Origin of the sequence: Bradyrhizobium septentrionale (assembly GCF_011516645.4) — a bacterium.
GTDB classification, from domain to species: domain Bacteria; phylum Pseudomonadota; class Alphaproteobacteria; order Rhizobiales; family Xanthobacteraceae; genus Bradyrhizobium; species Bradyrhizobium septentrionale.
Map to the genome: position 1 here is coordinate 1,067,330 of NZ_CP088285.1, position 26,938 is coordinate 1,094,267.

At 64.7% G+C, this 26,938-nt stretch carries 21 protein-coding genes; 3 read left to right on the forward strand and 18 right to left on the reverse strand.

Translation table 11 applies throughout. The features are described from left to right. Positions 1 to 12: 12 nt before the first annotated feature. From HAP48_RS07035 to HAP48_RS07115, 17 genes are all read right to left on the reverse strand, one after another. Positions 13 to 1,152, reverse strand: coding sequence for an ABC transporter ATP-binding protein (locus HAP48_RS07035; RefSeq protein ID WP_029082999.1), 1,140 nt, complete (start codon positions 1,150 to 1,152; stop codon positions 13 to 15). Next, complete coding sequence (gene glpD / locus HAP48_RS07040; RefSeq protein ID WP_166214360.1) at positions 1,149 to 2,693, reverse strand: glycerol-3-phosphate dehydrogenase; 1,545 nt, start codon at positions 2,691 to 2,693, stop codon at positions 1,149 to 1,151. The genes HAP48_RS07035 and glpD overlap by 4 nt, the downstream gene beginning before the upstream one ends. A gap of 387 nt (positions 2,694 to 3,080) precedes the next feature. Beyond that, a complete protein-coding gene (locus tag HAP48_RS07045) occupies positions 3,081 to 3,908 on the reverse strand; it encodes a DeoR/GlpR family DNA-binding transcription regulator (protein WP_166214359.1) in 828 nt (275 codons plus the stop codon). Between the two features lie 140 nt (positions 3,909 to 4,048). After that, complete coding sequence (locus tag HAP48_RS07050) at positions 4,049 to 4,744, reverse strand: HAD family hydrolase (RefSeq protein ID WP_166214358.1); 696 nt, start codon at positions 4,742 to 4,744, stop codon at positions 4,049 to 4,051. A 76-nt stretch (positions 4,745 to 4,820) separates the two neighbouring features. Continuing rightward, positions 4,821 to 5,015, reverse strand: a complete 195-nt coding sequence (locus HAP48_RS07055) for a hypothetical protein (protein ID WP_166214357.1) — start codon at positions 5,013 to 5,015, stop codon at positions 4,821 to 4,823. A 164-nt stretch (positions 5,016 to 5,179) separates the two neighbouring features. Next, positions 5,180 to 5,533: an acyl-CoA thioesterase gene (locus HAP48_RS07060; protein WP_051346527.1), complete on the reverse strand. Its 354-nt coding sequence runs from the start codon at positions 5,531 to 5,533 to the stop codon at positions 5,180 to 5,182. 89 nt (positions 5,534 to 5,622) lie between these two features. After that, complete coding sequence (locus HAP48_RS07065) at positions 5,623 to 7,719, reverse strand: 3-hydroxyacyl-CoA dehydrogenase NAD-binding domain-containing protein (RefSeq protein ID WP_166214356.1); 2,097 nt, start codon at positions 7,717 to 7,719, stop codon at positions 5,623 to 5,625. A gap of 2 nt (positions 7,720 to 7,721) precedes the next feature. Beyond that, the gene (locus HAP48_RS07070) at positions 7,722 to 9,005 is read right to left on the reverse strand and encodes an acetyl-CoA C-acetyltransferase (RefSeq protein WP_166214355.1); all 1,284 of its coding nucleotides are present in this window, start codon (positions 9,003 to 9,005) and stop codon (positions 7,722 to 7,724) included. Next, a complete protein-coding gene (locus HAP48_RS07075) occupies positions 9,005 to 11,272 on the reverse strand; it encodes an acyl-CoA dehydrogenase (protein WP_166214354.1) in 2,268 nt (755 codons plus the stop codon). The genes HAP48_RS07070 and HAP48_RS07075 overlap by 1 nt, the downstream gene beginning before the upstream one ends. Before the next feature lie 404 nt (positions 11,273 to 11,676). Further along, positions 11,677 to 12,900, reverse strand: coding sequence for an SMP-30/gluconolactonase/LRE family protein (locus tag HAP48_RS07080; protein WP_166214353.1), 1,224 nt, complete (start codon positions 12,898 to 12,900; stop codon positions 11,677 to 11,679). 321 nt (positions 12,901 to 13,221) lie between these two features. Then, positions 13,222 to 13,845, reverse strand: coding sequence for a flavin reductase family protein (locus HAP48_RS07085; protein WP_166214352.1), 624 nt, complete (start codon positions 13,843 to 13,845; stop codon positions 13,222 to 13,224). Positions 13,846 to 13,978: 133 nt separating this feature from the next. Then, on the reverse strand, positions 13,979 to 14,587 hold the full coding sequence (locus HAP48_RS07090) for a TetR/AcrR family transcriptional regulator (protein ID WP_166216800.1): 609 nt from the start codon (positions 14,585 to 14,587) through the stop codon (positions 13,979 to 13,981). Between the two features lie 21 nt (positions 14,588 to 14,608). Then, complete coding sequence (locus HAP48_RS07095; protein ID WP_166214351.1) at positions 14,609 to 17,746, reverse strand: efflux RND transporter permease subunit; 3,138 nt, start codon at positions 17,744 to 17,746, stop codon at positions 14,609 to 14,611. 57 nt (positions 17,747 to 17,803) lie between these two features. After that, a complete protein-coding gene (locus tag HAP48_RS07100) occupies positions 17,804 to 18,910 on the reverse strand; it encodes an efflux RND transporter periplasmic adaptor subunit (protein ID WP_166214350.1) in 1,107 nt (368 codons plus the stop codon). A 339-nt stretch (positions 18,911 to 19,249) separates the two neighbouring features. Continuing rightward, complete coding sequence (locus HAP48_RS07105) at positions 19,250 to 20,575, reverse strand: MFS transporter (RefSeq protein WP_166214349.1); 1,326 nt, start codon at positions 20,573 to 20,575, stop codon at positions 19,250 to 19,252. A 273-nt stretch (positions 20,576 to 20,848) separates the two neighbouring features. Then, positions 20,849 to 22,012, reverse strand: a complete 1,164-nt coding sequence (locus tag HAP48_RS07110; protein WP_166214348.1) for a winged helix-turn-helix domain-containing protein — start codon at positions 22,010 to 22,012, stop codon at positions 20,849 to 20,851. A 105-nt stretch (positions 22,013 to 22,117) separates the two neighbouring features. After that, a complete protein-coding gene (locus HAP48_RS07115) occupies positions 22,118 to 22,360 on the reverse strand; it encodes a hypothetical protein (protein ID WP_166214347.1) in 243 nt (80 codons plus the stop codon). A gap of 156 nt (positions 22,361 to 22,516) precedes the next feature. Here HAP48_RS07115 and HAP48_RS07120 point away from each other — a divergent pair, with 156 nt between their 5' ends. Beyond that, positions 22,517 to 23,143, forward strand: a complete 627-nt coding sequence (locus tag HAP48_RS07120; protein ID WP_166214346.1) for an OmpA family protein — start codon at positions 22,517 to 22,519, stop codon at positions 23,141 to 23,143. A 162-nt stretch (positions 23,144 to 23,305) separates the two neighbouring features. On the opposite strand, the gene HAP48_RS07125 is transcribed toward HAP48_RS07120, so the two are convergent. Continuing rightward, entirely contained in the window at positions 23,306 to 24,610 is a 1,305-nt protein-coding gene (locus tag HAP48_RS07125) for a phospholipid carrier-dependent glycosyltransferase (protein ID WP_166214345.1), read from the reverse strand. A gap of 224 nt (positions 24,611 to 24,834) precedes the next feature. Here HAP48_RS07125 and HAP48_RS07130 point away from each other — a divergent pair, with 224 nt between their 5' ends. Both HAP48_RS07130 and HAP48_RS07135 read left to right on the forward strand, forming a co-directional pair. Continuing rightward, on the forward strand, positions 24,835 to 25,545 hold the full coding sequence (locus HAP48_RS07130; RefSeq protein WP_166214344.1) for a FecR family protein: 711 nt from the start codon (positions 24,835 to 24,837) through the stop codon (positions 25,543 to 25,545). 14 nt (positions 25,546 to 25,559) lie between these two features. Beyond that, positions 25,560 to 26,738 carry a hypothetical protein gene (locus HAP48_RS07135; RefSeq protein ID WP_224496941.1) on the forward strand — a complete coding sequence of 393 codons (1,179 nt, stop codon included), beginning with the start codon at positions 25,560 to 25,562 and terminating at the stop codon, positions 26,736 to 26,738. Positions 26,739 to 26,938 lie beyond the last annotated feature (200 nt).

Below are 26,938 nucleotides of genomic sequence, written 5' to 3' on the forward strand. Positions count from 1 at the left end.
CGGGCATCTCCCTCAATTGCTCTTGCTGGCCGACGCGCGTGCCGCAAGCGAATCGCCATACAATTCGCTTGCAAACGCAGTCGCGGGCGACGCGACCAGGCGGTCAGCGGCGTCGAACACAAAGATGTTTTCGGGATCGAGCGCGGCTTCAAGCACTTGCCCGGGTTCATATTCATGGACGCCGTGCAGCACCGCGACCCAGTTCGAATCGTGGACATGGACGTGCACAAAACTCTCCGAGCCGGTGATCTCGGTCACCGTCACGGTGGCGGAGAATTTGTGGCGGCCGGCTGCGGAGCTGCCGACCTCGAGCTGGTGTGCACGGAAGCCGATCTTGTAGACGCCGTCAGGCAGCGTGGCGTAGAGGCCTGCCGCGGGCGCCTGCTCGCCGCCGGCATAGATCACCTGGGCGCCCTTCTTCTCGATGCCGATGATGTTGAGCGGCGGATCGGAGAACACCTGGGCGACGCGCAGCGTGTCGGGATGGCGGTAGACCTTCGGCGTCGCGCCGATTTGCAGCACCTCTCCTTCCCACATGCACACGGTGTCGCCGCCGAGCAGCAGCGCTTCCGACGGCTCGGTGGTGGCGTAGACGAAGATCGCGCCGGAGGCCTCGAAGATGCGCGGCAGTTCGGCGCGCAGCTCCTCGCGCAGCTTGTAATCGAGATTGGCCAAGGGCTCGTCGAGCAGCACGAGGTCGGCGCCCTTGACCAGCGCGCGCGCAATCGCGGTGCGTTGCTGCTGGCCGCCGGAGAGCTGCAGCGGCGTGCGCTTCAGGAACGGCTCGAGCCGCAGCAGGCCGGCGGCTTCCGCCACGCGCTTCTCGATCTCGGCGCGCGGCTTGCCCTGCACCCGCAACGGCGAGGCGATGTTCTCGTAAACCGTGAGCGAGGGATAATTGATGAACTGCTGATAGACCATCGCGACCGAGCGCTGGCGCACGTCGGCGCCGGTGACGTCCTTGCCGTCGACCAGCACGCGGCCGGTGGTCGGCTTGTCGAGGCCGGCGAGCAGCCGCATGATCGAGGTCTTGCCCGACAGCGTCGGCCCGAGCAGCACGCTGAGCGTACCACGCTCCAGCGTCAGCGAGACGTCGCGGATGGTCGCAATGCCATCCACGGTCCGCGTGACGTTCTGCAGTGTGACGCTCATGCCCGTCCTCCCGCTTCGCGGAGGGGACGTTCACCGGACACGCGGTTGGCGAGCATCCACTCGTCGAGCGCGGCGATTTCACCCGCCGTCATCCGCAAGCCCAGCTTGGATCGTCGCCAGACGACATCGTCCGCAGTCCGAGCCCATTCGTTCGCCATCAGGTACCTGACTTCGCTCTCCGTCAAGGTGGCGCCGAACGAGCGGCCGAGATCTTCGGCCGATGCTGCATTGCCCAAGACTTTGCTGGCGCGCGTGCCGTAGGCATGCGCGAGACGATTGGCGTGCTGTTGCGCAAGGAACGGATAATTGCGGACCAATTCGGCTGAAAGCGCCGCAACCGCGGAGACATCCATGTCGCCGCCGGGCAGCGGCGCCTTGCCGGTCCAACCCTCCTGCGCCTTTGTGCCGCGGAGGTAAGGCGACAGCCGCTCCAGCGCCTCCTCGGAGAGACGGCGGTAGGTCGTGATCTTGCCGCCATAGATCGACAGTAGCGGCGCACCGCCGGGCGTATCGAGCTCGAACACATAGTCGCGGGTCGCCGCCTTGGCTTCGCTGGCGCCGTCGTCATACAGCGGTCGCACGCCGGAGTAATTCCAGACCACGTCCTCGGGCTTCACCGGCTTGGCGAGATACGCGCTGGCGGAGGCGCAGAGATATTCGATCTCCTCCTGCGACGCCTTCACCTTGGCCGGATCGCCGTCATAGTCGCGATCGGTGGTGCCGATCAGCGAGAAATCGTCCTGATAGGGAATCACGAAGATGATGCGGCCGTCGGCGTTCTGGAAGATATAGGCGCGATCGTGGTCGTAGAGCTTCGGCACCACGATGTGCGAGCCCTGCACCAGCCGCACCTTGGCCCGCGCGTTGACGCCGGCGCCCGACGCCAGCACCTGCTCGACCCAGGGACCGCCGGCATTGACCAGCACGCGTGCCTTGATGGTGTTGCGCGCGCCGTTGACGCTGTCCTCGACCGTGAGATGCCAGACGCCGTCGACCTGCCTGATCTCGACCGCGCGGGTGCGGGTGCGGATCTCGGCGCCGCGATCGGCGGCATCGCGCGCGGTCAGCGCAACCAGCCGCGCGTCGTCGACGAAGCAGTCGGAATATTCAAAGCCCTTGGTGTAGCGGCCCGGGATCAGCGGCTTGCCGACCACGTCGCGCGTCAGATCAACCGAGCGCGTCGCCGGCAGCAGATGCCGGCCGCCGATATGGTCGTAGAGGAACAGGCCGAGCCGCAGCAGCCATGCCGGGCGCAGGCCGGCGTGATGCGGCAAAACGAAACGCAGCGGACGAATGATGTGAGGCGCGATCTGCCAGAGGATCTCGCGCTCGATCAGCGCCTCGCGCACCAAACGAAACTCGTAATATTCGAGATAGCGCAGACCGCCATGCACGAGCTTGGTCGACCAGGACGACGTCCCGCTGGCCAAGTCATTCATTTCACAGAGGAAAACAGAATTACCCCGGCCCGCCGCATCGCGCGCGATGCCGCAGCCATTAACGCCGCCTCCAATGATGGCGAGGTCGTAAATCTGGTCCAAAGAACGCTTCCCCCGGCAACCGTTTTCGCTTTGACGGTTTTACTTTCGTATTGGAGTAGATCACAACCAAAAACGAAAGAAAAGTGAAAACAGGGAACTTTGGCTGTGGATTTTTTGGGCGAGGTGATCGCGGCTGGGGCAGCGGGTCCCATATCACTCCGCCGTCATCCCGGCGCAGCGGCTTACCTGTTCGACCCGTCATCCTCGCGCAACGGCTTCGCCGTTGTCGCTGGAGGTGCGAGCGGAGCGAGCCTCGAAGGGTGCACTGCCCGAGAAGTGGCCGTCGACCCTTCGAGACGCGCTTCGCGCTCCTCAGGGGGACGGTGAAAGGATTGTGCACGCGGCTTCATCGGATCGCGGTCGAGCCGGGCGATGACAGCGAGAGAATTACGCGCTGCGCAGCGTCGCCGGTGCGGGCTCGGCGTTGTCGTCGAGATCGCTCTGCGGCTTGTCCATCGCGACGACGACTTCGATGCCGCGGCTGTGGCAGATGTTGGCGAGACCTGCGGGGAGCGGTGAGTCGGTCACGAAGGTCTGGATCTGGCTCATATGCGCGATGCGCACCGGCGCGCTGCGGCGGAGTTTTGTCGAATCCGAGACCAGCATGACGTTGCGCGCATTGGCGATGATCGCCTGCGCGACCTGCACCTCGCGATAGTCGAAGTCGAGCAGCGCGCCCTCCTCATCGATCGCGGACGCGCCGATGATGGCGTAATCGACCTTGAACTGGCCGATCAGCTGCGTCGCGGTGGAGCCGACCACCGCACCGTCGGCGCGGCGCACCGTGCCGCCGGCGACCACCACCTCGATGCGCGGATGGCGGTACAGCAGCATCGCGACGTTGAGGTTGTTGGTGATGACCAGCAGGTCCTCATGCGAGGTCAGCGCGCTCGCGACCTCTTCCGTCGTGGTGCCGATATTGATGAACAGCGAGCAGCCGTTCGGAATCCGCGCGGCCGCGGCGGCGCCGATCGCCTTCTTCTCCTCGGCGGCGACGAAGCGGCGCGCCTCATAGGCAAGGTTCTCGACGCCGGAGGCGATGATCGCGCCGCCATGGATGCGGGTCAGCGAGCGCTGGTCGCAGAGGTCGTTGAGGTCCTTGCGGATGGTCTGCGCCGACACCTCGAATCGCCTGGCGAGATCCTCGACCATGACCCGGCCGAATGCGCGCGCGATGTTGAGGATTTCAGTCTGGCGATGGGAGAGTCCGGCCACGGCGGCCCCCTTGAAACGGCGAGTCTCCCATGTTGCGACCGTTCGGCACCGAGGTCAACGAGCAAGCATCCGTGGGGTTAAGAACTGCGTTGCAGCAATGTCGAGGCGGTGAGTGCCGGCGATTCCTCACCACGCAGCGCTTACCAAGACATGGCCGATGCAACCCGGCGGATCAATTCGGGATCGTCGAACGCCGCCGCGCTCGCCACCGCGCCGGCCGCGAGCAGATCGGCATGACTGAGCCCGGTTCGCATCCCGATCGTCGCGATGCCTGCGGCCGTCGCGGACTGCACGCCGGACCGCGAATCCTCGAACGCCAGCGAGGCCGATGCCGACGCGCCTGCGAGGCGCAATCCCTCGAGATAGGGCAATGGATGCGGCTTGCCGTGTGCCAATTCGTCACCGATCACGACAGCCTTGAAGCGATGCGCGATGCCCAGCCCCGAGAGCAACAGCTCAGCATTCGGGCGCGGCGCATTGGTCACCGCCACCATGGGCACGCCGGCGTGATCAGCCCGGTCGAGCAGCGCCATCAATCCCGGCACCGGCACGATCTGGCCGCTGACCAATTCGCGAAATGTCCGCTCCTTCTCGCCAAGGATGATTGCGCGGCGATCCGGCGGCTCATGTGCGAGGAAGCGATCACCGATCGAGGCGTTGGAGAAACCCTGCAGCTCCTTGCCGAAGCGCGCATGATCGAACACATGCCCGTGAGGGCCGAGTATCCGGTTGAACGCTGCCAGATGCAGCGGATCGGTATCGGCGAGCGTGCCGTCGATATCGAACAGCAGCGCCTTGTCTTGTGTCTGCGACGCTCTGCCATGTGCCTGTGACATCCGGGAGATGTTTCCGTGAGCCCGGATGCATCAATACAGGCAATTGCGGCACGCGCAAATGACGCGCCAAGGTCAGTTACGACGCCATCAGCACGGGCTGACCGGTGAGGAGCCGGCGCGCCGCGCGCTCGGCCTCGCGGGCGTTGCGGAAGATCTGGCCTTCCAGGCGCTGGAAAAGGTGCGACGCAGCAAAGAACTGATAACCACGCCTATCGCGCACCACGATACCCGCTGTCTGAGAACTCACTTCGATCACGTAACTGTCGGACATTGTCGGCCTCGGTTTGACTCCGGGCCGACAACGGAGTCACTGGCTGTTTGTTCCTGCATTATTTTACGAGCCGGAGCGCCGCTTTTGCAATCAAACCACGCTCCGGACTCAGTTTCGTCGCGTTTGCTCTTGCGCCGAATCAGCGACACAGGTGCGCGAAGAGTTCAGGTCTCGATCGTCGCGCCGTCGCGCTGGATCGGTTGCGGATGGCCCTGCTCGTCGATCGAGACGTAGGTGAAATTGCCGTCGGTCACGAGGATCGACTGCTGCTCGCGGCGGCGCAGCACCCAGGCTTCGAGATGCACCGTGATCGAGGTGCGGCCGACGCGCACGAGGTTGGCGTGCACCGAGACGAGATCGCCGACATAGACCGCCTTGCGGAAATTCATCGCCTCGATCGCAACCGTCACGGTGCGCGACTTCGCCAGCTTGGAGGCGAACACGCCGCCGCCGACGTCCATCTGGCTGAGCAGCCAGCCGCCGAAGATATCGCCATTGGCATTGGTGTCGGCCGGCATCGCCAGCGTGCGGATACAGAGATCGCCCTGCGGCTCGTTGCCGTTGATCGGCGGCGCGCGGACGTGAGTATCGGGCGTTTGGGTCTCGGTCACTTGAAGGCCTCCCAGCCGGTATCCGGTGCAAACCGTCCGCCAAACTTACGCATCAGCGCCTGCATCGTCGACACCACATTGTCGACGCCGCGACTGCGCGCGTAATTGAGCGGGCCGCCGCGGAACGGCGCATAGCCGGTGCCGAAGATCATCGCGCCGTCGACCATGTCGGCGTTGTCGACGATGCCCTCGCGCAAGGCGGCGACGCAGACGTTCGAGATCGGCAGTACCAGGCGGTCGATCATCTCGTCCGTCACCTTCGGACCGGTCTCCGGCAGCGGCGCCTTCTCCGCCTTGCCGTCCTTCCAGGTGTAAAAACCCTTGCCGGTCTTGCGGCCGAGCTCGCCCTTGGCGACTTTTTCGCGCAGCCACGCGGGCGTCGGCGGCAGCGTATCGCCGAACTTCGAGCGCAGCATGTCGCCGACATCGAGGCAGATATCGAGGCCGACCTGGTCGGCAAGCTCGATCGGGCCCATCGGCATGCCGAACTCGACGGCCGCCGCATCGATCAGGCGCTGGTCGGTCTTCTCGTTCAGCATCATCATCGCTTCCAGCATATAGGGCGTCAGCGCGCGGTTGACGAGAAAGCCCGGCGAGCTCTTCACCGGCAGCGGCAGGCGATCGATGGCGCCGACAAAGGCGAGCGCTTCCTTGAGCATGGCCGCATCGGTGCCGTCATGGCTGACGACCTCGACGAGTTGCAGCCGCGACACCGGGTTGAAGAAGTGCAGGCCAAGCAGCCGCTCCGGCCGTGCCAGGGTGGCGTGCAGATCCTGCAGCGGGATGCTCGATGTGTTGGTGGCGAGGATCGCGCCCTGCTTCATCTTCGGTTCGAGCGAGGCATAGACCTTCTGCTTCAGCTCGAGCTTTTCCGGCACCGCCTCGATGATCACATCGGCATTGCGGACGCCCTCGCCGTTCATGTCGGGGATCAGCCGGTCGAGCGCATCGCGCTGATCGGTGCGCTTGCGCATGATCTTGCCGAACAGCTCCGACGCGCGCTTCATCGCGCCCACGATCGGTTCGGCCTTCATGTCGGCGAGCGTAACGCGCATGTCCTGATTGGCGCACCAGGCCGCGATATCGCCGCCCATCGCGCCGGCGCCGATGACATGGACGTGCGCAACCTTGTTGCCGCTGCCGGCGACCTTCTTCATCTGCTCGCGCAGGAAGAAGACCCGGATCAAATTCTGCGCGGTCGGCGTCACCATCAGATTGGCGAACGAGGCCTTCTCCGCATTCAGCATCGCCGCGCGGTTGCCGGGGTGTTTCTCCCAGAGATCGATCAGCGCTGAGGGCGCCGGATAGTGCTTGCGCGGCGCGGCCTTCTCGGCCTCGCTGCGCATCCGCGAAGCCAGGAAACCCCTGACCGGACCATAATTGAGGATGGAATTGAGCGCGCCCGGCTTGGCGCGCTTCAGCCGGCCGAACACCGCGTCCTTCACGGCGTTGCGGACATGGCGCTCCTGGGTGACGGCATCGACCAGACCGAGGGACCTGGCGCGGCGCGCGTCGATCGTCTTGCCGGTCAACATCAAGGTCATCGCCTGCATCGGGTTGACCAGCTCGGTGAAGCGCACGGTGCCGCCGAGGCCGGGATGCAGCCCGAGCATCACCTCGGGGAAACCGAACCGCGCATCGTCGATCGCGATCCGCATCTGGCAGGCCAGTGCGACCTCGAGGCCGCCGCCGAGGCAGAAGCCGTGGATCACGGCGACCGACGGCACGCGCAGCGCCTCCAGCCGGTCGATCGCGGCATGCGCCCGGCCGATCTCGGTCTCGACCGCGCGCGGGTCGCTGGCGCCGCGAAACTCGTTGACGTCGGCGCCGGCGATGAAGCCGCTCTTTTTCGCGGAGCGCACCACGAGGCCGGCCGGCCGCTGGTTCTCCAGCGCCGTGACGATGGCGTCGAGTTCCTCGAGCAGATCGGCGGACAGCGTGTTGGCGCTGGCGCCGGTGCGATCGAACAACAGCCAGGCGATGCCGTCCTCGTCGCGCGTCAGCTTGAAATTCCTGTACGGGCTGTCGGCGGCCGGGACCGGTCCGAGTTCGAGCACGCGGTCGGCGAGAACGTCCATGATCCGTGAATCCATGATCACACCGTCTCTATCAACATCGCGCCGCCCTGCCCGCCACCGATGCATTCGGTGGCGACGCCGCGCCTGGTGCCGAGCCGCTTCATCGCATTGACCAGATGCAGCACGATGCGGTTGCCGCTGCAGCCTACGGGATGGCCGAGGCTGATCGCGCCGCCATCGACATTCAGCTTGGCGCGATCGATCTCGCCGGCCGCGCCGTCGAGCCCAAGAATCTCGCGGCAGAATTTGTCGTCATTCCAGGCGGCGAGGCAACCCAGCACCTGCGTCGCAAACGCCTCGTTCAACTCCCAGGTCTCGACGTCCTGCAACGTCAGCTCGTTGCGCTTGAGCAGCGCGCTCGCCGACAGCACCGGGCCGAGCCCCATGATCGAGGGATCGAGCGCCGACCACTGGCTGTCGAGGATGACGGCCTTCGGCGTCAGCCCGTACTTCGCAACGGCTGCCTCCGACGCCAGGATCACCCAGGAGGCGCCGTCGGTGATCTGCGAGGAATTGCCGGCGGTGACCTGGCCCCAGGGGCGCTCGAACACCGGCTTCAGCTTCGCCAGCGTCTCCGCTGTCGAGTCTGGACGGACGCCGTCGTCATGATCGTAGAACTTGCCGTCGCGGGAGAACGCGGTCTCGACCTCGCCCTTGAGGAAGCCTTGCTTTTGCGCGTTGGCGAGCCGCTGATGGCTCTCGGCAGCATAAGCGTCGGACTGGGCGCGCGTAACGCCGAAGAGATGGCCGACCTTCTCGGCTGTTTGCCCCATGTTGAGTTCGGTGATCGGGTCGGTCAGCCCGCGCTCGAGGCCGATGATCGGCTTGAAGTAGCTCGGCTTGACCTTCAGCGCGGCGGCGATCTTGGCGCCAATGCCCTTGGCGCCGGCAAAGCCGGCAAACCAGCGCACGCCGGAATTGGGCCAGACCAGCGGCGCGTGGCTCAACGCCTCGGCGCCGCCGGCGAGGATCAGATCGGAGATGCCCTCGCGGATATAGCGGTAGCCGGTGTCGATCGACTGCATGCCCGAGCCGCAATTGATCTGCACCGTGAAGGCGACCATCTTCTCGCCCATGCTGAGCCGGAGCGCCGCGACCCGCGCCGGGTTCATCTCGTCGGCGATCACGTTGACGCAGCCGAGGATGACCTGATCAAAGGCGGTGGGCGCGAAAGGCTGTCGCGCCAGCAGCGGCCGGCCGCATTGCACGGCGAGATCGACCGGGGTGAACGGGCCGGGACCGGAGCGCGCCTTCAGGAACGGCGTCCGGCTGCCGTCGACGATAAAGACTTGTCGCGCCATCAGCTCGCCGCCCTCTGCTCACCCAGCTCCTGGAAGAACTGATGCACGTCGGCGGTTTTCTTGTAAATCGGGGACAATGCCTCCGGCGCAAAATCATCGACCTCGATGACTTTTGCCACCGCGTCATGGGCGGCCGCGAGCTTTTCGCCGTCGGCCTCGGTGATGACGCCCTTCTTGACGCCCTCCCGCCAGTCATTCAGCCGCGCCGCGCGCAGCTGCTTGGCAGCATCGTCGGCCTCGGTCACGAGGCGGAAGGCTTTCTCCAGCCGCGCGATGCCACCGTCATCCTCGACAAAGGCGAGGTCCGGCGTCAGGCGGTCGCGCGCCGCCGACGGCGACAGCACGAGCTGCGCGCAGAGATGCACCATACGGTCCGACGGGCCGGTGACGCGGGCGCCGAACGGCTGGATCAGGAATTTCAGCATCCAGCCGACAAACCGGTTCGGCAGATTGGCGAGGATTTCCGCAAAGCGGTTCTCGATGGTCTTGAAGCCCGACGCCATGCACCATTCGAGAGCGGGAAGATCCTCCTTCTGCCGGCCCTCGTCCTGCCACCGCTTCAGCGCGGCAGAGAGCAAGTACAGCTCGGACAGTATATCGCCGAAGCGCGCGGAGAGCATCTCCTTGCGCTTCAGCGCGCCGCCGAGCGTGAGCAGCGCCATGTCGGCGCAGAGCGCGAACGCCGACGAATAGCGCGACAGCTGGCGGTAGAATTCGGTGGCCTCGCCGGCGTCAGGCGCCGGGGCGAACAGGCCAAAGCTCCAGCTGCGGCCCCAGGCGCGGAACATGGTCGCAAAGCTGTGCCCGACATGCTTCCAGAACGCGGTGTCGAACGCAGTGAGGCCCTTGTCGCGATCGGTCTCGCCGAGCGCGTTCATCTCCTGCAACAAATAGGGATGCGCGCGGATCGCGCCCTGCCCGAACACGATCAGATTGCGGGTCAGGATATTGGCGCCCTCGACCGTGATGCCGACCGGCACCGAGCGATAGAGCCCGCCGAGATAGTTTTGCGGCCCGTCGATCACGGCCTTGCCGCCATGGATGTCCATGGCGTCGTCGATCGCGATCCGCATCCGCTCGGTGGCGTGCAGCTTCATGATGCCGGAGATGACCGCGGGGTGATGCCCCTCGTTCAGCGCGGCGCAGGTCAGCCGCCGCGCGGCGTCGAGCAGATAGGCGGTGCCGGCAATGCGCGCCAGCGGCTCCTCGATGCCCTCGAATTTCGAGATCGAGATGCCGAACTGCTCGCGGATGCGGGCATAGGCGCCGGTGGTGCGCGCGGCGTAGGCGGCGCCGGCGGCCGACAGTGACGGCAACGAGATGCCGCGGCCGGCGGCGAGCGCCGTCATCAGCATCTTCCAGCCCTGGCCGAGCCGCTCTTGGCCGCCGATGATGTAGTCGAGCGGAATGAAGACATCGCGGCCCCAGTTCGGGCCGTTCTGGAACACCTGCATCGCCGGCAGATGGCGCTGGCCGATTGAGACGCCGGGCAGATGGGTCGGGATCAGCGCCACGGTGATGCCGAGCTCTTCCTCGCTGCCGACCAGGTGATCGGGATCATAGGCCTTGAAGGCGAGGCCGAGCAGCGTTGAGACCGGGCCGAGCGTAATGTAGCGCTTGTGCCAGTTCAGCTTGAGGCCAAGCAACTCGCGGCCTTCGAAATTGCCCTTGCAGATGATGCCGGTGTCGATCATCGAGGCGGCGTCCGAGCCGGCCTCGGGACTGGTCAGGCCGAAGCACGGAATGTCCTGGCCGGCGGCCAGGCGCGGCAGCCATCTGTCCTGCTGCTCCCTGGTGCCGAAGCGCATCAGGAGTTCGCCCGGCCCGAGCGAGTTCGGCACCATCACGGTGACGGCCGCGGTCAGCGAGCGCGACGAAATCTTTCGCACCACTTCGGAATGCGCATAGGGCGAGAAGCCGAGCCCGCCGAATTCCTTCGGAATGATCATGCCGAAGAATTTCTTGGCCTTGATGAAGGCCCAGACCTCGGGCGGCAGGTCGCGCCATTCCCAGTTGATCTTCCACTCGTCGAGCATGTTGCAGAGCTCGTCGACCGGACCGTGCAGGAAGGCGTGCTCCTCGTCGGTCAATTTGGCCGGCGCGATCGCCAGCAATTTCGACCAGTCGGGATTGCCGGTGAAGAGATCGGCGTCCCACCAGACGTCGCCGGCTTCCAGCGCCTCGCGCTCGGTGTCCGACATCGTCGGCAGCACGCCGCGCGCCCAGTAGAAGATCGGCTTGGTGATGTAATCGCGGCGGAAGCTCATGGTGGGGCCCTCATGGATCGGCGGCGCGGATAGGATTTATGTTGGGAGCATGATCTTCTCGAAAAACCGGTCTCCACTTTTTCGGATCATGCTCCATGTTATCCGAAAGTGCCGGTCACGGGTGAACACTTCGCCTTGCAGATAAAGCGAAATTGACGCGGCAAGGCGCCGTTTTGTTAACGGCACGCCACGCGTTCAGTTCCGAAAGCTGAGGTACGACAATCAGGTAGCGGGGGGATGGCGCCGGCGGGTGAAGCCAAGTTCGATCGGTCTCGCGGCGGACTCCCTGCACCTCTCCCGCTTGCGGGTGGGGGCTCTCTCCACAGTGCGACTCGTGGAAAGAGCCCCCACCCCAACCCTCCCCCGCAAGCGGGAGAGGGAGCGCAGTTTCCTACGCGGATACTCTAAGCCGGCCCGGCGCCCTGGGTCGCGGTATAGACCGCGTAGAGCGACTGGCTTGCGGCCATGAACAGGCGGTTGCGCTTGGGGCCGCCGAAGGTGATGTTGCCGCAGACCTCGGGCAGCCGGATGCGGCCCAGCAGCTTGCCTTCCGGCGACCACACCGTCACGCCGCTGTAACCGACCGCGCGGCCGGCATTGCTCGAGCACCAGACATTGCCGTTGACGTCGCAGCGGATGCCGTCCGGTCCGCACTTCACGCCGTCGATCGTGAAATCGCTGAACCGCTTGCCGTTTGAGAGCTTGTTGTCGGCGCCGACATCGAACACGAAGACGTCACCGTTGCCGCCGGGGCCGGTGTCGCCCGGTCCCTTGCCGGTCGAGACCACATAGAGCTTCTTGTAATCGGGCGAGAAGCATAACCCGTTCGGATCGGGCACCTGATCTTCGCTCACCACGAGATCGATACGCCCGGAGGGATCGATGCGATAGCAATTGGTCGGCAGTTCGCGCTTGGCCGGCACGAAGCCCGCCGGCTGGCCGATCCGCGGATTGAGCTTGCCGGCCGGATTGCCTGGTCCGCCGGCGGCATCAGGCTCGCCCTCATAGAGCTGGCCGCCATAGGGCGGATCGGTGAACCAGTAGCTGCCGTCGGGATGCGCGACCACGTCGTTCGGCGAGTTCAGCCGCTTGCCTTGATAGGAATCGGCGAGCACGGTCGCGGTGCCGTCGTTCTCGTAACGCGTCACGCGGCGGGTGAGATGTTCGCAGGACAGCTGGCGGCCCTGGAAGTCGAACGAATTGCCGTTCGAGTAGTTCGACGGCGTGCGGAAGACGCTGACATGGCCGTCGTCCTCCGACCAGCGCATCTGCCGGTTGTTGGGGATGTCGCTCCACAGCATATAGCGGCCCTGCGCGCTCCAGGCCGGGCCTTCCGCCCACAACAGACCGGTATGGAGCCGCTTGATCGAGGTGTTGGGCTGGGCAAGGTCGTTGAAGGACGGATCGACCGCGATGATGTCGGGGTCCCAGAAATAGGTGGTCGGCGCACCGCGCGGACTGAAGTCGCGCGGCGGGGTTGTGATCGTGGTCGGCGGCCCGACCGGCGCGGGGGCGTTCTGGGCCAGCGCACTACTGACGCCGGTTGCGGCGGCGGCTGCCCCAACCGCCAATCCCTGGACAAGCGTTCGACGTGACACGTTCGGATCGCGCCGTTCTTGATGTGTCATCACATCCTCCCACTCTGTTGGCCGGCCGTTGATCCGGCCTGGCGCGCGGGAGGTTAGACTGCTCGCCTGGAGGTTGCGAGTGACGGTTTTTCATCACTGCACGCTGAAATTTCACATTGTTGTGGTCCGGGCCGTCGTCGCGGAGCGTGCAAATGCGCCGCAGAGTCCTCCCTTACCTCGCCCCGCTTGCGGGGAGAGGTCGAAATTCAAGCGCAGGTTGAATTTCGGGTGAGGGGGTAGAGGTCTCACCGCGTTCACGGCTCGCGGAAGCAGCCCCTCACCCCTGCCCTCTCCTCGCAAGAGCGGGGCGAGGGAGAAGAACTAATCCGGCCGGATCATCTCGAACATGTTTTCCGGCTTGATCTCGAAATAGTCACCGCGGCGGCCGGCGCGGACGATCGGGTGGGCCAATCCGGTCTGGTAGACGCCGTCCTTGATGAAGGCCTTGTCGATGTGGACGGCGACGACCTCGCCGAGCGTCAGCCAGGCCTCGGCCTTCTTGCCGTCGGCGCCCTGGAGCTGGACGATCTGGCTGACCTTGCATTCGAACGACACCGGGCTTTCGGCGACGCGCGGCACGTTGACGAGCTTGCCGGCGACCGGCGTGAGGCCTGCGAGCTTGAACTCGTCGACATCGCGCGCGACATGCGCCGCCGTCGCATTCATGTGCTTGGCCAGATCCATCGTCGTCAGATTCCAGACGAACTCGCCGGTGTCCTGGATGTTGGCGACGCTGTCCTTCCAGTTGGTGGAGGAGAAGCCGATGATCGGCGGCACGTAGCAGAAGGCGTTGAAGAAGCTGTAGGGCGCGAGGTTGACGTTGCCGCCCTTGTCACGCGAGGAGATCCAGCCGATCGGCCGCGGCGCCACGATGGCGTTGAACGGGTCGTGCTTCAGCCCGTGGCCGTTCTTCGGCTCGTAGAAATGCAGGTCTTTTGCGGTCACGCTGAATCTCTCTCTTGTCATTCCGGGATGGTCCGAAGGACCAGACCCGGAATCTCGAGATTCCGGGTTCGATGCTAACGCATCGCCCCGGAATGACTGGCGAGTCAACTGACGAAAACGTCAGTGCTGGCGTTCAATTGGCGCGGACGCGCGGCGACAGGCCGGCGATCACGAAATCGATCATCTGGTCGATGGTCGGGCCCGGCTTGGTCGCACATTGGGCGATCATCTGCGGGTGGAAGAACCGCATCATCGCGGTGCAGGCGCAGAGCGAGGCGAGTAGCAGGTCCGGGGCCTCGAACTCGCCCGACGCGGCTCCTTGCGCGATCACCTCGCCGATAATAGCGGCGATACACTCCATATGGGCGACACAGACGTCCCAGTCCTCCTGCATCGCGACCTCGACCATCTCATGCAGCTTGGAATCACCGACATAGCGCTCGGTGTTCATGCGATTGATGGTCGTCATCAACTGACGCAGCCGCGGCGCGGCCGGCCCTTCCGAGCGCGCGATGCGCTGCGCCTCGATCTCGACCTCGACCATCAGGCCGCGCGCCACGCCTTCGTGGATCGACTTCTTCGAATCGAAGAAGCGATACACGTTGGCGGGGCTCATCCGCAGCTCTTTGGCGATGTCGGCCACCGTGGTCTTCTGGTAGCCGATCTGCCGGAACAAGCGCTCCGCCACCACGAGAATCCGTTCGCGGGTGTCGGTTTCGCTATGTTCCTGGATCAGCGTCATGTTGGCCTGCTCAATCTTCAATTATTCGGCAGCCTCAGCAAGCGGAAATGCGCGTTGTCCCTTTCCTGCATGCTGCGGCGCAGTATCGGTTTGCTCGGGGCCGCTTTCCTCGAGGGTCTTGCGGAACCAGAGGGCGTAAAGGCCCGGCAGATACAGCAAGGTCAGGAAAGTCGCAACAAACAAACCGCCCATGATGGTGATCGCCATCGGGCCCCAGAACGCCGAGCGCGACAGCGGGATCATGGCGAGGATCGCGGCGAGCGCGGTCAGCACCACCGGCCGGGCGCGCCGCACGGTGGCCTCGACGATCGCCTCGCGCCGGGTCAGGCCGGAGGCCACGTCGCTCTCGATCTGATCGACCAGGATCACCGCGTTGCGCATGATCATGCCGGCAAGCGCGATCAGGCCGAGCAGCGCCACGAAGCCGAACGGCTGGTTGGCGACGTTCAACCCGAGCGAGGCGCCGACGATGCCGAGCGGCGCGGTCAGGAACACCAGGAACAGGCGCGAGAAGCTCTGCAGCTGGATCATCAGGAGCGTCAGCATCACCATCACCATCACGGGGAAGAGGATGAAGATCGACGCATTGCCCTTGGCCGATTCCTCGAACGCGCCGCCTGGCTCGATCCGGTAAGCCGGCTCGAGATGGGCCTGAATGTCCTTCAGCTTCGGCGAGATCTGGTTGGTGACGTCGGGCGCCTGCACGCCGTCGACGACGTCGGAGCGCACGGTGATCGCCATGTCGCGGTTGCGCCGCCACAGGATCGGCTCCTCATGCGCATATTCGATCTTCGCAATCTGCTGGAGGGGCACCGCGACACCATTGCGTGACGTGATGGTGAGATCGCCGACGCGGCCGAGATCGAGCCGCTCGGATGGCACCGCGCGGGCGACCACGCCGACCTTCTCGATGCCGTCGCGGATGGTGGTAACAGGCGCGCCCGAGATCAGCATCGCCAGCGCCTGCGAAACCTCCTGCGGGGTCAGGCCGAGCGCACGCGCCCGATCCTGGTCGACGGCAAGCTTCAGGTACGGCGACTGCTCGTTCCAGTCGAGCTGGACGTCCTTGACGTTGGGGTTCTGGCGCATGACGTCGCGCACCTGGTAGGCGATGTCGCGCACCTTGTTGGCGTCGGGCCCGATCACGCGGAACTGGACCGGGAAGCCGACCGGCGGACCGAAATTGAAGCGGTCGACCCGGACCCGCGCCTCGTTCAGCGCGCCGTCGGCGGCGGCCTGCTCGAGCTTCGCCTTGACGCGCTCGCGCGCATCGACGTTCTTGGCGAGGATCACGATCTCGGCAAACGCCTCGTTCGGCAGCTGCGGGTTGAGGCCGAGCCAGAAGCGCGGCGAGCCCTGGCCGACATAGGCGGTGTAGGTCTCGATGTCCTTGTCGTCCTTCAGCAGGCCCTCGGCCTTCTTGACTGCCTTCTCGGTGGTGCCGAAGGCGGTGCCTTCCGGCAGGCGGAGCTGCAGGAACAGCTCAGGCCGCTCTGACAGCGGGAAGAACTGCTGCTGGACGTGGCCGAACGCGACGATCGAGGCGATGAAGACGCCGACGGTTGCAACCACCACCTTGACGCGGTGATCGACGCACCACTGCACCACGCTGCGCAGGCCGCGATACATCCGCGTCTCGTAGATCGCGTGCGGATCGTGGTTCTGGTGCACCTTGATGTTGGGCAGCAGCTTGACGCCGATATAGGGCGTGAAGATCACCGCGACGAACCAGGAGGCGACCAGCGCGATCGCCACGATCCAGAAGATGCCGCCGGCATATTCGCCGACCGCCGAATTGGCAAAGCCGATGGGGAGGAAGCCAGCGGCTGTGACCAGCGTCCCCGTGAGCATCGGAAACGCAGTAGATTCCCAGGCAAAGGATGCGGCCTTGAAGCGGTCCCAGCCCTGCTCCATTTTTACCACCATCATCTCGACCGCAATGATGGCGTCGTCGACCAGCAGGCCGAGCGCGATGATCAGCGCGCCGAGCGTGATGCGGTGCAGGTCGAGCGACATCGCATTCATCACGATGAAGACGATGCCGAGCACCAGCGGCACCGACAGCGCCACCACGATGCCGGTGCGCCAGCCGAGCGCGACAAAGGAGACGAACAGCACGATCGCCAGCGCCTCGACGAACGAGTGCACGAACTCGCCGACGGCGTGCTCGACCACCTTGGGCTGGTCGGCGATCTGCTCGACCTCGACGCCCTGCGGCACCGCCTTCATGAAATCGGTGGTGGCCTTTTCGACCTCCTTGCCGAGCTCGAGGATGTTGGCACCCTTGGCGGTGACGACGCCGATGCCGAGCGCGGGCTTGCCTTCCTGACGCACCGTGAAGCTCGGCGGATCGGCATAGCCGTGGCTGACGGTCGCGATATCGCCGAGCCGGAACACGCGGCCGTTGCTCTCGACCGGCGTCTCGGCCACCGCCTTGACGCCGTCAAGCGCGCCGGTGACGCGCAGCGGCACGCGCTGCGAGGAGGTCTCGACGGTGCCGGCAGGCGTCACGTTGTTCTGCTTGGCGAGCGAGTCGAACAGCGCCTGCGGCGTGATGCCGAGCGTCGCAAGCTTGGCGTGCGAGAACTCGACATAGATGCGCTCGTCCTGGGTGCCGTAGAGGTCGACCTTGGTCACGCCGGGCACCTTCAGCAGGCGTTGGCGGAAGCCTTCGGCGACCTTCTTGAGCTGCGCGTAGTCGGCGCCGTCTCCGGTCATCATGTAGAGGATCGAATCGACGTCGGAGAATTCGTCGTTGACCACGGGGCCGAGGATGCCCGACGGCAGCTGGCCCTGCACGTCGACCAGCTTCTTGCGCAGCAGATAGAACAGATAGGGCACGTCCTTCGGCGGGGTCGAGTCGCGGAAGGTGACCTGCATCGCCGTGAAGCCCGGCTTGGAATAGGTCTGCACCTTTTCGAAGAACGGCAGCTCCTGCAGCTTCTTCTCGATCGGATCGGCGACCTGCATCTGCATTTCCTGCGAGGTCGCGCCCGGCCACATCACCGAGACGTTCACCACCTTGACGGTGAAGAACGGGTCCTCGGCGCGGCCGAGCTTCTCGTAGGAGAAGAAGCCGGCGACGCCGAGCACGAGCATCAGGAACAGGACCAGCGTCGGATGGCTGACCGCCCAGGCCGAAAGGTTGAAGCGCTTCATCGAACTCTCCAAGTTCTAGACCAAGTCCCAGAACCGTTTGCGCTGATATTGCGAGGGTTAGAACGACAGCGACGACACGACCCGCACCTTCTGGGTCGGATCGAGTTTCTGCACACCGAGGGCGACGACCTTGGCGCCTTCGTCGACGCCATCAGAGATGACGACGTTGTTGCTCTCATAGGCCTTCACCTTGACCGGCTTCAGCGCGACCTCGCCCTTGTCGTCGACGATGTAGAGCGAGGGATCGCCGCCCTGGCTGTACAGCGCCGACAGCGGCAGCTTCGCCACGCGCTCGCTCGCCTTGTCGGCCAGTGTCAGGGTTGCGGTCATGCCGAGCGAGACGGCCTCGTCGGCGTCCGGCAGCGAGAACTTTGCGAGATAGGTGCGGGTGGCGGGATCGGCCTGCGGCGCGACCTCGCGCAGCTTGGCGGCATAGGTCTTCTTCGCATCCGACCAGAGCGTCACCGTGGCAACGCCCGACCTGGCACGAGCAAGAAGCGTCTCTGGGATCGCGACGACAGCTTCCTTCTCACCAAGTCGGGCGACACGGATCGAAGCCTGGCCCGCGGCAACCACCTGGCCGGGCTCGATCATGGTCGCTGTGACGACACCTCGGGTATCGGCCACCAGCGTTGCATAGGAGAGAGAGTTTTTGGTCAGCTCGACCGAACGCTCGGCGCGATTCAGCCGCGCCCGCGCCTCGTCGCCGGCGGCCTTGGCGGAATCGAGCTGCGCATCGGTGGTCCAGCCCTTGGCCTTCAGATCCTTGGCGCGCTGCTCGGCGGCCGCGGCCTGCGCCAGCACGCCGGTGGCGGCGCGGAACTCGGCCTCGGCCTGCTCGGCCTGCAGCTTCAGGTCGATCTCATCGAGGGTGGCCAAGGGCTGATCGACGTCGACTGTCTGTCCGACCTCGACCAGCCGCTTGGCCACCTTGCCGGCAACCCGAAAACCCATATCGGCTTCGATACGGGGCTTCACCGTGCCGACAAAACTGCGCTCAGGGGTTTCGGCTTCGTAATGGACGGTCGCCACCAGAACGGGGCGTCCCGGATCGGCCTTTTCAGCCGCCCTTTCATTGCAGCCGGTCAGCGCGAACACCGCAAAAGCCAACGTGGCTCCCGTCAAGAGCCTGTAATAGCTCGAGAAAATGGAACGGGCGAACATCGGGAATCTCCATCGGGCTGACGACTGATGAAGAGTATCGATTTATCACTGATAAATGTCAATATTCATCAGTGATAACCAATTCGTGAGGTCGACCGGGATTGGTGCGGGATTGGCGGCTGAAATTCGGGAAATGCGTAGACCGGATGAAGCGCAGCGAAATCCCGGGCTACGGCGATCGCTGCGCCCAAAACTGTCATCGCCCGCGAAAGCGGGCGATCCAGTATTCCAGAGACAGTCGTAATTGGAAAGAGAGGCCGCGGCGTACTGGATCGCCCGGTCAAGCCGGGCGATGACAGCTATGTTTGCGGCGAAGGCTCGGCCACGCTGGCGTCGTCGCTACTTCGCGTCGGCGAACTCGGTCTTGGTCTCGTGGCTGCCGAGGAAAACCAGGAGGCCCGCCGCGAGCGGCAACAGCGACAGCACCAACAGGCCGGTCGACGTGCTGCCGGTTGTCTCCTTGACCCAGCCGATCAGATAGGGCCCGCCGAAGCCGGCGAGGTTGCCGATCGAGTTGATCAACGCGATCGCGCCGGCGGCGGCGGTGCCGGAGAGCCAGGCGGTCGGCAGCGTCCAGAACACCGCGAAGGTGCAGAACACGCCGATCGCGGCAACCGTCAGCACCACCATGGTCATGGTCGGATCGGTGATGTAGCTGGAGACGCCGAGCGCCAGCGCCGTCAGCAACAACGGCGCGCCGACATGGAACACACGCTCGCGCGTGGCATCTGAACGGCGCGCCCACAGGATCATCGCGGCGGCACCGAATGCATAGGGGATCGCGGTGACGAAGCCGGTCTGCGCATTGGTCAGACCGAACGCCTTGACGATCTGCGGCAGCCAGAACTGCATGCCGTAGAGCGAGGCGACGAAGCCGAAATAGATCGCGCTGAGCGCCAGCACCTTCGGCGAGGACAGCGCCTCGCCGAGCCTGAAATGCTTCGCCGCCTGCTTGGCCGCGACCTCGGCGTCGAGCTTCGCCTTCAGCCAGGCCTTCTGCTCGGCCGAGAGCCAATCGGCCTTCTCCGGCCGGTCGGTGAGATAGAACCAGGTGACGATGCCGAGTAGCACCGAGGGGACGCCCTCGATGATGAACAGCCACTGCCAGCCCTGCATCCCCATGACGCCGTCCAGCCCGAGCAGCATGCCGGAGATCGGCGCGCCGATCACCGTCGAGATCGGAACGGCGAGCGCGAAGGCGGCAAGGAAGCGCGCGCGATACTGGGCCGGATACCAATAGGTCAGGTAGAGGATGATGCCGGGGAAGAAGCCGGCTTCCGCGACGCCGAGGAAGAAGCGCAGCGCGTAGAAGCTGTGCTCGTCATAGACCGCCGCCATCAGGGCCGAGAGGATGCCCCAGCTCACCATGATGCGGGCGATCCATTTGCTGGCCCCGAACCGCTCCAGCGCGAGGTTGCTCGGCACCTCGAAGATGAAATAGCCGATGAAGAAGATGCCGGCCCCGAACGAGAACACCAGCGGCGAGAACTTCAGCTCCGCGTTCATGGTGAGCGCAGCGAAGCCGAGATTGACGCGGTCGAGATAGGAGAAGAAGTAGGCCAGGATCAGGAACGGGATCAGCCGCCAGGAAATCGCGCGGATCGTCGACGTCTCCATCTCGCTGCGGGCGCCGGTGCTTGGCGCGATGGTTGCGGTTTGGCTCATCAGTTTCCCCAGGCTGTGCTTGCCCCGAGGATTATTGGCTCGCTCCGCAATGAGCAATGGCAAAAACTCATAGCACACAGGCCGAACGCGAAACCAAGGCTGTGGTCGATCGCTGCCCCAACTCGTCAGCCCGGCCTTGTGCCGGGCATCCACGTCTTGTTATCCGCGTAAGAAGGACGTGGATGGCCGGGACATAGGCGAGCGGAAGCGACGCCGTCCTTCGGACGGCTATGCCCGGCCATGACGGCATGGAGCTCTTGATCGAGCTGAAAGCTATTCGGCCAGCTGAAAGCGCTCGAAGCGGTCGAGCTCCTCCTCGATGCGGCGCTTGAGCTCCTTGCGCGACGCCTGTTTCTTGCCGTTGCCGACCCAGCTCCATTTCTGCATCAGGAGCTTCTTGTTCTGGCGGTCGGTCTTGATGTCGAGGGCGGCGACGATGTCGTCGCCGACCAGCACGGGCAGCGCGAAATAGCCGAACAGGCGCTTTTGCTTCGGCACATAGGCCTCGAAGCGGTGGCCATAGCCGAAGAACAGCTCGGTGCGCTTGCGCTGGATGATCAGCGGATCGAACGGCGACAGGATGTGGACCAGGGCGGGATCCCCCTCTCCGGTCTGCTCCAGCACCTCGGGGCGCGCCCAATGCTCCTGCTTGCCGGCGCCGTCGAGCGCGATCCGGACCAATTCCTTGCGGCGAAGGCGCGCCTCGATCAGGCTGCGCACCGCCTTCTTGCTCGGCGCGTCGAGATGGCAGATCGAATCCAGGCTGACGATGCCCTGCGAGCGCAGCGCGCGGTCGAGCAGATAGGCTGTTCTGGCCGAGGCCGGTGCGGGCTTCGGCGGCGTGTCCCAGCCGAAGTGCCTGCTCATCAGCTCATAGGTCTTCAGCATTCCGGCGCGCTCGCTGATCGTGACCACGCCGCCATAGAAGGCGAGCTGCAGCGCACGCTTGGAGGGCTTGCGGCTCTGCCAGAGATGCTCCTTCTCGGTCAGCACGTCGTCCTCGATGTCGCGGATGGTCAGCGGGCCGGCCCGCAACAGCCGCAGCACCTTGCGCGTATCGGCCGCCGTCACCGACGCGAACCATTTGTGGCCCTCGCGCTTGTGCGCCTTCATCGCCGGCAGGAAGATGCCGATGTCCTTGGACGGAATGTAGGACAGCGCGTGCGTCCAGTATTCGAACACGCTCTTGTCGGTGCTCTGCGCCTGCTTGAGGTCGTCGCGGCGGTAGTCCGGAATCCGGGTGAACAGGATGTGATGATGGCAGCGCTCGATCACGTTGATGGTGTCGATCTGCACATAGCCGAGATGGTCGACGGCAGCCGCCACGGCTGAAGCGCCCTGCCCGAACGGCACCTGGGTATCGAGCCGCTGCGCGCGCAGCCAGATATGGCGGGCGGCGGCATTGTTCAGCGAAAGGGGTTCTGCGGCGCGGGGCATTGCGCCAGCAATGTAGTGAGATTCGCGCCGCTGTGGAGGGCCGGGCTAGGGGAAATCAGCCGCGCACAATCATGCACGCTTCGGCGTGCGGGCACGCAGGACCGGCTACGCCGATCCGACGACCCGCCGCAACCAGGGAACGTCCTGCAGCGCTGCCTCGAGTGCGGCGCTCTCCTCTTGAAACACCCGAGACGCATGACCGCCAACCGGAAACCAGCCGCGGCCATCCTCCACGTCCCGCCGGTATTCCTCGAAGCCGATGGTCCCTTCCGGGCGAAGGAAGACATCGACGCAGCGCGCGGCATCCTCGTCGTTGATCGAGCGGAGGACGCGATTGATTTGGGCCATGATGCTCACCCTCTCCACTGCCCTGCCTGGCACAAGCCAGGTCCTGCACCCAACTGTGACTTATGTCACATACCGGATTTTGAACCGGTCCTAGGTTCTCGGCATCAAACGACAGCAAGCCAAATTTGGCTGGCCGCATATTTAAGGACGAAACCCATGACCCGCTCTCTTTCCTTGTCTCTTTTGACGATCGGCGCTGCGCTGTCGATGACGGCGGGCGTGGCACTGGCCGGCAGCGACACCGTTCCGGCCGCCCAGATCCTCAATGCGCTGAAGCCGAAGTCGGCCACCCGCGGCCTCTCCGCCGATACGCAGGTCGACCCGGCCGCTTCGGCCAAGGAGGCGAGCTTCCTCAACACCGTTCGCAACCGGCAGACCCGTTCGCTTTCGCTCGGCGAACGCCAGGAGATCGCCGACATCGCCGCTACCAAGCCGAAGATCGATCTGGAAATTCACTTCGACTATAACTCGGCGGAGATCGCCAAGACCCAGGCGGTGCAGGAGCTCGGCAAGGCACTGTCGGATGCCAGCATGAAGGGCTCGACCTTTGTCATCGCCGGCCACACCGACGCGATCGGCGGCGAAGCCTACAACCAGGACCTGTCGGAGCGCCGCGCCGACACCATCAAGAAGTATCTGGTCTCGCGTTACGGCCTCAACGGCTCGGACCTCGTGACCGTCGGCTACGGCAAGACCCGGCCGAAGGATCCGAACGCGCCGATGGACCCGACCAATCGCCGCGTGCAGGTCGTCAACATGGATACCAAGACCGCGTCGAAATAACCTCCCGCAGCCTCGAGCTTCGGTTCTGATTGAATCAGAACCGAAGCTCTACCTTTTTATCTGGACGCGTTTTCTTCACGCGAACCGGCGTCCACTTCGCTCGAAAACGCTATGGATCCGCCTTCCGCACCCGGCAGGCGGATCATTTTGCCCCCGAGCGTTTCAGATCCAGCTCTGGAACAGCATCAGCCGATTGAAGGTCGCCATCGAGGTCCCGATCGCGGCAACCGTGACCGGCAGCATCGCGATGAAGCCGGCGCACCCGGCCGCCACGAAGGCCCACAATAGCCAGCGCGGCGCACCCTTGCGGGTCAACGCGTAGACCAGCACGAAGCTCGCGGTGCACGCTGCCGGCAGATAGTAATAGATGAAGCCGAGGGTGCGCGGCAGCAGTGCCCAGGCGAGATACGGGCCGAGGTAGAACGCAAGCACCAGAAACGCATCGCGGCTGCGCCTGACGATCCAGTCGCGCAGCGCGACGATCAGCGCGATCAAGGCCGGCCACAGCACCAGCGGGTTGCCGAGGAACACGATCGCCGCGAAGGCGTCGTCGCCGACCTTCTCGAACAGATACCAGACCGGGCGCACCAGGAACGGCCAGGACGGCCACGAGCTCATGTAGGTATGGCCTGCAATCGCCGTCGTGGTGTTGTCGGCAAAGATGCGGCGCTGCGCCTCGATGATGCCGGAGGGCGAGAGGCCGTAGAGCGGCACGAAGGTCACGAGATAGACGATCAACGGAATCAGCACGAAACAGACGATGAAGTGAGGCAGACGGAAATCCGGCCACAAGTCGGGCCGGTACCAATCTTCCGCATCGGCATCGGCAAAGCGCACGCGCCAGCCCTGCATCAAGCGGATCACCGCGACGATCGCGATGCAGGTCGCGAGCACGAACAGCCCGCTCCATTTGCAGGCGCACGCAAGCCCCGCGGCTAACCCCGTCAGCGCGAAGGCGAGTTGCGGCCGCTGCTGCCTGAAGCCGTGGACGAAAGCCGCGATCGCGAACAGACAGAAAGCGAGCGCAAAAATATCCAGCATCGCAATACGCGACTGCACGAACAGCATCTGGTTGAAGAAGGCGAGCAGCACCGCCGCGATGGCGCGCTCCTGCGACGCGAACAGCGCGAGCCCGCCGAGATAGACGGCGACCAGCGCTAGCGCGCCGAACAGCGCCGCGGGATAGCGCCATCCGAGCGGCACGTCGCCGAACGCCTTGATCGAGAGGGCGATGATCTCTTTGGCGAACGGCGGATGCATCGGGTTGAGCATCGGGCCCTCGACTACCGGCAATAGCATCTGCCGCGCCGCCGGCACGTAATGCACCTCATCGAAATAGAGCTTGTCCGGCGCCGTGATCCCGAGCAGCAGCACGACATGGGCGACGATGAAGATGATGGCCGCAACGATCGCCGTGCGCGCGGCGGGCCGCCGCAGAACGGAAGAAGATTCGGATGCGATGTTCAAAACGTGGGCACGGTGCGAGGGGAACGAGTGTGAGCGAAGTGTGAGCTACGCCGGTGCGTGTGACGCATGTGACGAATGTGATCAGAACTCACTCTCATGCCCGCTCCTTGAACGTCCTCGAATTCATCAGCACCGCTTCAACTCAGCAGAGCTTGTGACAATTATACAATATCAGCTGCATGGGCGATCCGATACGATGACCGGGTTGGTCGATCGGTATTGCAATGAATTCACCTCACAGCTTTTTCTCCATTCTTGCGCTCGGTCTTGCAGTCGCACTGACGGCCCATCCCGCTCAGGCGCAGACGCGCGTCGGCGAAGCGGCCATGGTGAAGAACGAGGTCCTCCGCGTTGCGGCCGCGACCACGCCGATCAATGTCGGCGACGCGTTGCTGCGCGATGAGACGGTGCGCACCGGTCTCGAGAGCGCCGCGCGGCTGGTGATGGCTGACAGCACCAACCTCTCGCTCGGTCCCAACGCCTCGCTCAAGCTCGACCGCACCGTGTTCGACGACGAGCATCACTACCGCGATGTCGCGATCCGCCTGACATCGGGCGCGTTCCGCTTCGTCACCGGCCACTCGGACAAGGCCGCCTACAGGATCACCACACCGCTTGCGACGATCGGCGTTCGCGGCACCGTGCTCGATATCCTGTCACAGCGCGGCAAGACCACCGTGGTGTTGCAGGAGGGCGCATCGACGGTGTGCACGTCGAACCGGCAGTGCATCGACCTGACCCAGCCGGGCGACACCGCGATCATCACCTCGAGCGGCGGCCATACCACGATCCAGAAGACCAACAATCCGCCCTGGACCTTTGCCGCGACCTGCAGCCAGGCGGCGGGGCTCTGCACCGTCACCCAGTTTGCGGATGCGACGCCGGTGACGCCGCCGGTCGACGACGACCCCACCGGCATGCTGTGCGGACGCTGAGCATGATACGACGCATGCAGCAGTTGATTCTGTCGGCCGCTCTGACGACGGCGCTCTCGCTTGCAATGCTGCAGGCGCTGGCTGCGCCGGCCCAGGCGCAGACTCCAACGCCGAACTGTACTTCGGATCCCGAAAGCACGCTGTCGGCGTCGCCGAACTGCAATTCGACCCCCACACCGACGCCTACTCCGACACCAACGCCGACGCCGTCGCCTACGCCCACTCCAACTCCTACCCCAACGCCGACGCCGTCCCCAACGCCGACCCCCACGCCGACACCAACCCCGACGCCGATCACCGGCGCGCCGTCGAGCGGCGGTTCGATCAACGGCCTCGCCGACCAGCGCTTCAACCAGATGATCACCAACCGGGTGCTCGGCACGGTGCTGCTCGGCGTCAACGAGCAGGTCAATTGCAACGACTGCATCAGCGCCTTCGGTTCGGCCGGCTCGTTCTCGGCGGGCATCCATGGCCGCAAGACCATCACGCCGAACCTGTCGCTGCTCGCCGGCATCGCCTACACGCAATATGGCGAGGGCGGCTACAACGTCACCAGCGCGCCGATCGGGGCCTTCGCGCTGCGCTACGATTTCGTCGACTGGGGTTCGTCACGGCCGTTCTTCGACGTCGGCACCATCCTCTCGCCGTCCGAGAAGGTGCGCTACACCCGCAACTACGCGACGAGCCTCGGTCCGGTGTCCATCACCAGCCAGACCTCGAGCGAGAATTACGGCGTCTACGGCCGCGCCGGCTGGATCAACCGGCTGTCGGCGCGTGATGAGCTCGCGGCTTCGGTCGAGGTCTGGCAGCTGTGGCAGCGGGTCAAGGGCTACAGCGATCCCGCGATGGCCTTCAATCCGTTCGATGCGACGATCGCCGACGGCACCGATCGCACCAGCCTCGTGAAGATCGGCGGCCAGTGGACGCATCTGTTCGGATCGAACATCGAAACCAACATCAATGGCGGCTGGGTGCAATCCTTCGCCACGCATTCGGGCATTGTCGCCACCGTCACCGGCGATGGCACCATCGTGCCGACGATGGGCAACCAGGGCTGGTTCGAATATGGCGGCCGCGTCGGCTTCCGCATCACCAAGGGCTGGATCGCCGACCTGTTCGTCAACGGCACCGCCGGGCCGCAGCCGGTCGGCAACACGGTTCACGGCGGCGTCGGGCTGCGGATCAATTATTAGAGCGTTTTCGAGCGAAGCCTGCCACGCACTTGATGCGGGGTGGACACCGGTTCGCGTGAAGAAAACGCGTCAAGACAAGAAGCGAGAGCTTCGGTTCTGATTCAATCAGCACCGAAGCTCTAGGCACACTGTCATGCCCCGCTTCATGCGGGGCATCCAGTACGCCGCGGCCCATCGGCCGAGCACCGAGGTCTCTGGAA

Excerpts from the sequence above, each read along its gene's own strand:
- HAP48_RS07075 (WP_166214354.1), bottom strand. The coding sequence starts at position 11,272 with ATGAGCTTCCGCCGCGATTACATCACCAAGCCGATCTTCTACTGGGCG.
- HAP48_RS07050 (WP_166214358.1), bottom strand. The coding sequence starts at position 4,744 with ATGTCACAGGCACATGGCAGAGCGTCGCAGACACAAGACAAGGCGCTG.
- HAP48_RS07120 (WP_166214346.1), top strand. The coding sequence starts at position 22,517 with ATGACCCGCTCTCTTTCCTTGTCTCTTTTGACGATCGGCGCTGCGCTG.
- HAP48_RS07035 (WP_029082999.1), bottom strand. The coding sequence starts at position 1,152 with ATGAGCGTCACACTGCAGAACGTCACGCGGACCGTGGATGGCATTGCG.
- HAP48_RS07105 (WP_166214349.1), bottom strand. The coding sequence starts at position 20,575 with ATGAGCCAAACCGCAACCATCGCGCCAAGCACCGGCGCCCGCAGCGAG.
- HAP48_RS07055 (WP_166214357.1), bottom strand. The coding sequence starts at position 5,015 with ATGTCCGACAGTTACGTGATCGAAGTGAGTTCTCAGACAGCGGGTATC.
- HAP48_RS07100 (WP_166214350.1), bottom strand. The coding sequence starts at position 18,910 with ATGTTCGCCCGTTCCATTTTCTCGAGCTATTACAGGCTCTTGACGGGA.
- HAP48_RS07080 (WP_166214353.1), bottom strand. The coding sequence starts at position 12,900 with ATGACACATCAAGAACGGCGCGATCCGAACGTGTCACGTCGAACGCTT.
- HAP48_RS07060 (WP_051346527.1), bottom strand. The coding sequence starts at position 5,533 with ATGCCGGCCGACACCAATGCCAATGGCGATATCTTCGGCGGCTGGCTG.
- HAP48_RS07135 (WP_224496941.1), top strand. The coding sequence starts at position 25,560 with ATGCAGCAGTTGATTCTGTCGGCCGCTCTGACGACGGCGCTCTCGCTT.
- HAP48_RS07110 (WP_166214348.1), bottom strand. The coding sequence starts at position 22,012 with ATGCCCCGCGCCGCAGAACCCCTTTCGCTGAACAATGCCGCCGCCCGC.
- HAP48_RS07090 (WP_166216800.1), bottom strand. The coding sequence starts at position 14,587 with ATGACGCTGATCCAGGAACATAGCGAAACCGACACCCGCGAACGGATT.
- HAP48_RS07115 (WP_166214347.1), bottom strand. The coding sequence starts at position 22,360 with ATGGCCCAAATCAATCGCGTCCTCCGCTCGATCAACGACGAGGATGCC.
- HAP48_RS07070 (WP_166214355.1), bottom strand. The coding sequence starts at position 9,005 with ATGGCGCGACAAGTCTTTATCGTCGACGGCAGCCGGACGCCGTTCCTG.
- HAP48_RS07065 (WP_166214356.1), bottom strand. The coding sequence starts at position 7,719 with ATGGATTCACGGATCATGGACGTTCTCGCCGACCGCGTGCTCGAACTC.
- HAP48_RS07095 (WP_166214351.1), bottom strand. The coding sequence starts at position 17,746 with ATGAAGCGCTTCAACCTTTCGGCCTGGGCGGTCAGCCATCCGACGCTG.
- HAP48_RS07130 (WP_166214344.1), top strand. The coding sequence starts at position 24,835 with ATGAATTCACCTCACAGCTTTTTCTCCATTCTTGCGCTCGGTCTTGCA.